We start from the raw sequence: 6,000 nt of genomic DNA, 5'->3' as shown, positions 1-6,000 counted from the left end.
GCGTAGTGACGGGCAGCGGTTTCGTACTCGACGTGCGCGGTGTTGATCGTGATGCCGCGTGCTTTTTCTTCCGGAGCAGCGTCGATCTGGTCGTAGGCCTTGGCTTCGCCGCCGAATTTCTTCGACAGCACCGTTGCGATTGCCGCGGTCAGCGTGGTCTTGCCGTGGTCGACGTGACCGATGGTGCCGACGTTGACGTGCGGCTTAGTCCGCTCAAACTTACCTTTTGCCATTTTATTTCTTCCTTAGAACTATGATTTAAGGTTGTCCGGCCGGGGTTTTGCCCCGGCCGATAAACGCTATTCTGATTTATTTCGCTTTCGCGGTCACGATTGCGTCGATAACGTGCTTCGGCGCTTCGGAGTAGTGCTTGAATTCCATCGTGTAGGTTGCACGGCCTTGCGTTGCGGAACGCAGCGAGGTCGAGTAACCGAACATTTCGGACAGCGGTACTTCGGCCTTGATGATCTTGCCGCCGCCGCCCGGGATTTCGTCCATGCCCTGCACCATGCCGCGACGGGACGACAGGTCGCCCATCACGTTACCGGCGTAGTCTTCCGGCGTTTCGACTTCCACGGCCATCATCGGCTCGAGGATGACCGGCGACGCCTTGCGGCAGCCGTCCTTGAATGCCATCGAACCGGCCATGCGGAACGCGTTTTCGTTCGAGTCCACGTCGTGGTAGGAACCGAAGGTCACGGTCACTTTCACGTCGACGACCGGGTAGCCGGCCAGGACACCGGTGTTCAGCGTTTCGCGCACACCTTTTTCCACCGCAGGGATGTATTCGCGAGGAATCACACCGCCCTTGATGGCGTCGACGAACTCGAAGCCCTTGCCCGGCTCTTGCGGTTCGATCGTCAGCACGGCGTGGCCGTACTGGCCGCGACCACCGGACTGCTTGACGAACTTGCCTTCCACGTCGGTGACGGTCTTGCGGATCGTCTCGCGGTAAGCAACCTGCGGCTTGCCGACGGTGGCTTCCACGCCGAATTCGCGCTTCATGCGGTCGACGATAATTTCCAGGTGCAGCTCGCCCATGCCGCCGATGATGGTCTGGCCGGATTCTTCGTCGGTCTTCACGCGGAACGACGGATCTTCCTGTGCCAGGCGGTTCAGCGCCAGGCCCATTTTTTCCTGGTCGGACTTGGTCTTCGGCTCGACGGCCTGCTGGATCACCGGCTCAGGGAAGACCATGCGTTCCAGCACGATCACCGCGGTCGGATCGCACAGCGTTTCGCCGGTCGTCACGTCTTTCAGGCCCACGGCGGCGGCGATGTCGCCAGCGCGCACTTCCTTGATTTCTTCACGCTGGTTGGCGTGCATCTGCAGGATGCGGCCCAGGCGTTCCTTGCGGTTCTTCACCGAGTTCAGCACGGTGTCGCCCGAGTTCACGGAACCCGAGTACACGCGGAAGAACGCCAGCTGGCCGACGAACGGGTCGGTCATGATCTTGAATGCCAGGGCGGAGAACTTCTCTTCGTCCGAAGCGGTACGGGTGACAGGCTGCTCGTCGTCATCGGTGCCTCCGACCGGTGGGATGTCCACTGGCGACGGCAGGTATTCGATGACGGCGTCCAGCATGGCCTGCACGCCCTTGTTCTTGAACGCGGTGCCGCACATCATCGGCACGATTTCCGAAGCGATCGTACGGGCGCGCAGCGCCTGCTTGATCTCGGCTTCCGACAGGTCGCCTTCTTCCAGGTACTTGTTCATCAGCTCTTCGCTGGACTCGGCGGCCGCTTCCACCATCTTCTCGCGCCACTCGGCGGCTTGCGCCTGCAGTTCGGCCGGGATGTCTTCGTAGTCGAACTTCATGCCCTGGGATGCATCATCCCAGATGATCGCCTTCATCTTGACCAGGTCGACCACGCCGGCGAACGAATCTTCAGCGCCGATAGGGATCTGGATAGGCACCGGGTTCGCCTTCAGGCGAGCGCGCATCTGCTCGTAGACCTTGAAGAAGTTGGCACCGGTACGGTCCATCTTGTTGACGAAGGCCAGACGCGGCACTTTGTACTTGTTGGCCTGACGCCACACGGTTTCCGACTGCGGCTGCACGCCACCCACTGCGCAGTAGACCATGCAGGCGCCATCCAGCACGCGCATCGAACGTTCCACTTCGATCGTGAAGTCGACGTGACCCGGGGTATCGATGATGTTGATGTGGTGCGGCTGGAAGTTGTTGGCCATGCCTTTCCAGAAGCAGGTCGTGGCCGCGGACGTGATCGTGATGCCGCGCTCTTGTTCCTGCTCCATCCAGTCCATGGTTGCTGCGCCGTCGTGCACTTCACCGATCTTGTGGTTCACACCGGTGTAGAACAGCACGCGTTCGGTAGTGGTCGTCTTACCGGCGTCGATGTGAGCGGAAATACCGATATTGCGGTAGCGCTCGATGGGGGTCTTGCGGGCCATAATGAGATCCTAAATCTTTGAATGGACAAAACCGAGCAGCATTCTTGAATCAAAAATGCGCCCGGCTTGAACAAAGGCCGGTCGTGCCGGCCGGAGTGTTTAGAAGCGGAAGTGCGAGAACGCCTTGTTCGCTTCAGCCATACGGTGCACCTCGTCACGACGCTTCATCGCGCCGCCGCGGCCTTCCGCAGCTTCCAGCAGCTCGCCACCCAGGCGTTGCGGCATGGATTTTTCGCTGCGCTTGTTTGCAGCTTCGCGCAGCCAACGCATGGACAGGGCCAGGCGGCGCACTGGGCGCACTTCAACCGGCACCTGGTAGTTGGCACCGCCGACACGGCGGGACTTCACTTCAACCATCGGCTTGGCGTTGTTGATTGCTGCGGTGAACACTTCCAGCGGATCCTTGCCGGATTTTTGCTGGATATGGTCGAATGCACCGTAGATGATGTTCTCTGCAACCGACTTCTTGCCGGACAGCATCAGAACGTTAACGAATTTGGCGACTTCGGTGTTGCCGAACTTTGGATCCGGCAGAATTTCGCGCTTGGGTACTTCACGACGACGTGGCATGTCTATTTCCTTCCTGTCTTCAGTTGAGCGCCTCGTTCGGCACTCGCGTGGGCCATCATGACCTCACACTTACTCGGTCTCGCGACCGCCTCAACTCATTATGGTTGCAACTAAGTTCGCACTTAGTGTGCACAGAGATTACTTCTTGGCTGCCTTGGCGCGCTTGGCACCGTACTTCGAGCGAGCCTGCTTACGATCCTTGACGCCCTGGGTATCCAGCGAGCCGCGAACCATGTGGTAACGCACACCCGGCAAGTCTTTCACACGACCGCCGCGCAGCAGCACGACCGAGTGTTCCTGCAGGTTGTGGCCTTCACCGCCGATGTACGAAATGACTTCGAAACCGTTGGTCAGGCGTACCTTGGCGACTTTACGCAGTGCCGAGTTAGGCTTCTTCGGAGTGGTGGTGTACACGCGGGTGCACACGCCACGCTTTTGCGGGCAGTTTTCAAGTGCCGGCGATTTGCTCTTCACGACCAGTGCGGTACGTGGGTTGCGAATCAATTGATTGATGGTTGGCATCGTTCTAAATCCAACAAAATTACTGCTATTGACAACCCGGGCGGCTGAACCATTTCCCGGGGGCTAAAACCAGTCTCCAGAGCCCGAATCGCAGGGACGCAAACAGCCACCTTGTCGAGAAGGCGGCCCAAAAAAGGCGTATACGAGGCGCAGACTAAATTGAGAACTCGCGAGTATAGATGGAGCGCAAGGTACAGTCAACTGGTTTGCCAACCAATTAAGCGCGGCAACGGCCGCCCGCGGGCGGGAAAAGTGCGCATAATAGCGCCCCGTGCCTTGCACACCCGTAACGTTTCCTTCTTCGCGCCCCGCCCAGAACCCGCCGCATGCCTCCGTTGCCCTTTGAAATCCGGTACCCGCGCCCGGCCCACCTGTTCATCCTGCTGAGTTACCTGGCGCTGTCGCTGGTGCCGTGGATCCGCGTTCTGCTGGACAACCCCGTCAACGCCGGCTGGCAGCTTCTCGGCATCGAGATCGCCGCATGGACCGCCGTATGGGCGATATTCAAGCGTCCGGCCTATTTTCACTGGCTGCTGATTCCCGCGTTCATGGCGCTGCCCACCGAGATCTACCTGCTGGTCTTCTACGGCCAGGGTATCTCGACGCACCACCTGGGTATCCTGGCCGAGACCAGTCCGGTCGAGGCCCTCGAATTCCTCGGCGGCACGGTGTGGACGATGCTGGCCGTGATGGTGCTCGTGGCCGCCTGGTGGGTGATGACATTCCGCGCCGCCCGCCAGACCCGGGGCCTGGACTGGCAAGGTCCGTCGCGCTGGGTCGCGCTCGGACTGCTGGGCGGCTTCGCGCTGCTGGCGGCCTATGGCTGGGAATTCGGCGCTGGCCAGCCACCCGCCGCGTCCGCGTCCGCGTCGGCGTCGGCGTCCGCCTCCGCATCGGCCAGGGCCGGCGGCGGCAGCCGCGGCGCGCACGTCACCGGCTGGCCGCTGGCGCCCCTGCCGCAATGGGCCCGCCCGCCAGTGCCCTTCGACGCCTTCATCGATTCCTGGCCGTTCGGGCTGGCCGCGCGCGGCATCGACTTCTACCGGGAACGGCGCTACCTCGCCCAGCTGAACGAGACCAGCCGCCATTTCAAATTCGGCGCCGACCAGGCCGCGGCGGACGACGTGCCGGAAACGATCGTGCTCGTGATCGGCGAATCGTCGCGCCAGGATCGCTGGAGCCTGTTCGGCTATGGACGCGACACCAATCCGCTGCTGGCCAGGCAAGCCAACCTGGTGCCGCTGCCGGACGTGATCACGGCGGTGTCGGCTACGCGCCTGTCGGTTCCCGTCATTATTTCCCGCAAACCTGCCCGGCAGAGCCTGAACGATGGCTTCAGCGAAAAATCGTTCATTACCGCCTATAAGGAAGCGGGCTTTCGCACCTGGTGGCTGTCGAACCAGATCTCGTTCGGCAAGTTCGACACGCCGATCTCCGTGTTCGCCCGCGAGGCGGACGTCGTCCAGTTCACCAACCTGGGCGGCTTCTCGGACAAGTCCAATCTCGACGAAGTCCTGTTCGAACCGCTGCGCACGGCGATGGCCGATCCGGCACGAAAAAAGCTGATCGTGCTGCACACGCTGGGCAGCCACTGGAACTACAGCCAGCGCCATCCGCAATCGTTCGACCGCTGGCAGCCCTCGCTGTTCGGCATCGACAAGCCGGTCTATACCGACATCGCCATCAAACCGCGCCTGAACAACAGCTACGACAACACCATCCTGTATACCGACTGGTTCCTGGCGCAGGTACTCGATCGCCTGCAATCGGCGCTGCAGCCGGCCGCCCTGCTGTACGTGGCCGACCACGGCCAGACGCTGTACGACGGCGCCTGCCGCATCGCCTTCCACGGCCACAATACGCAGTACGAGTTCCGCGTGCCGGCATTCATGTGGTATTCGGATCAGTACGGCGAGCGCTACCCCGCCAAGGTGCAACAGCTGCTCCGGCACCGCAAGGCGAAACTGGCCACCGAAAACATGTTCCACACGCTGCTGGACATGGCCGACATCCGCTACCCCGGCGAGCGCCTCGAATGGAGTTTCCTGTCCCCCGCCTTCAAGCGCCACACCCGCTGGGTCGACAGTTACGGCTGGACCGACTATGACAACGCGACGCTGAAGGGCGACTGCCGCGAAGTTATCGCGAAGAAGCCGAAAAAGCGCTGATCGCAATTGCTGAGCTCGTGTCATCGTGGCGGAACAGGGGTTTCGGCGAGCACGGCTCGTTGCCTGTGGAGCGGTGATGCCGTGCACGGCATCACTCCTTTCTGGCACCAGGACATTGCTGAGCCCGTGTCACCGTGCCTGGCACCGGGACATTGCTGAGCTCGTGTCACCGTGCCTGGCACCGGGACATTGCTGAGCTCGTGTCACCGTGCCTGGCACCGAGACATTGCTGAGCTCGTGTCACCGTGCCTGGCACCGCGACATTGCTGAGCTCGTGTCACCGTGCCTGGCACCGGGACATTGCTGAGCTCGTGTCACCGTGCCT

The 6,000-nt window shown here is 61.4% G+C and carries 5 protein-coding genes; 1 reads left to right on the top strand and 4 read right to left on the bottom strand.

The window, feature by feature from the left end; translation table 11 throughout:
• From FHS02_RS30705 to rpsL, 4 genes are all read right to left on the bottom strand, one after another.
• Positions 1 to 233 (bottom strand): GTP-binding protein (locus tag FHS02_RS30705; protein ID WP_229430128.1); only part of this gene is annotated, 233 nt, incomplete at its 3' end.
• 76 nt (positions 234 to 309) lie between these two features.
• A complete protein-coding gene (gene fusA, locus FHS02_RS30700) occupies positions 310 to 2,415 on the bottom strand; it encodes an elongation factor G (protein WP_137315735.1) in 2,106 nt (701 codons plus the stop codon).
• Positions 2,416 to 2,514: 99 nt separating this feature from the next.
• Positions 2,515 to 2,985 carry a 30S ribosomal protein S7 gene (gene rpsG / locus FHS02_RS30695; protein ID WP_130186566.1) on the bottom strand — a complete coding sequence of 157 codons (471 nt, stop codon included), beginning with the start codon at positions 2,983 to 2,985 and terminating at the stop codon, positions 2,515 to 2,517.
• A 138-nt stretch (positions 2,986 to 3,123) separates the two neighbouring features.
• A complete protein-coding gene (gene rpsL / locus FHS02_RS30690; protein ID WP_130186567.1) occupies positions 3,124 to 3,507 on the bottom strand; it encodes a 30S ribosomal protein S12 in 384 nt (127 codons plus the stop codon).
• A 326-nt stretch (positions 3,508 to 3,833) separates the two neighbouring features.
• Here rpsL and FHS02_RS30685 point away from each other — a divergent pair, with 326 nt between their 5' ends.
• Positions 3,834 to 5,675: a phosphoethanolamine transferase gene (locus FHS02_RS30685; RefSeq protein WP_137315734.1), complete on the top strand. Its 1,842-nt coding sequence runs from the start codon at positions 3,834 to 3,836 to the stop codon at positions 5,673 to 5,675.
• Positions 5,676 to 6,000: the final 325 nt, after the last annotated feature.

The organism is Pseudoduganella umbonata (assembly GCF_014192225.1).
In the GTDB taxonomy this organism is placed as follows: Bacteria; Pseudomonadota; Gammaproteobacteria; order Burkholderiales; family Burkholderiaceae_D; genus Rugamonas; species Rugamonas umbonata.
This window is presented reverse-complemented; position numbering and strand designations above follow the sequence as displayed.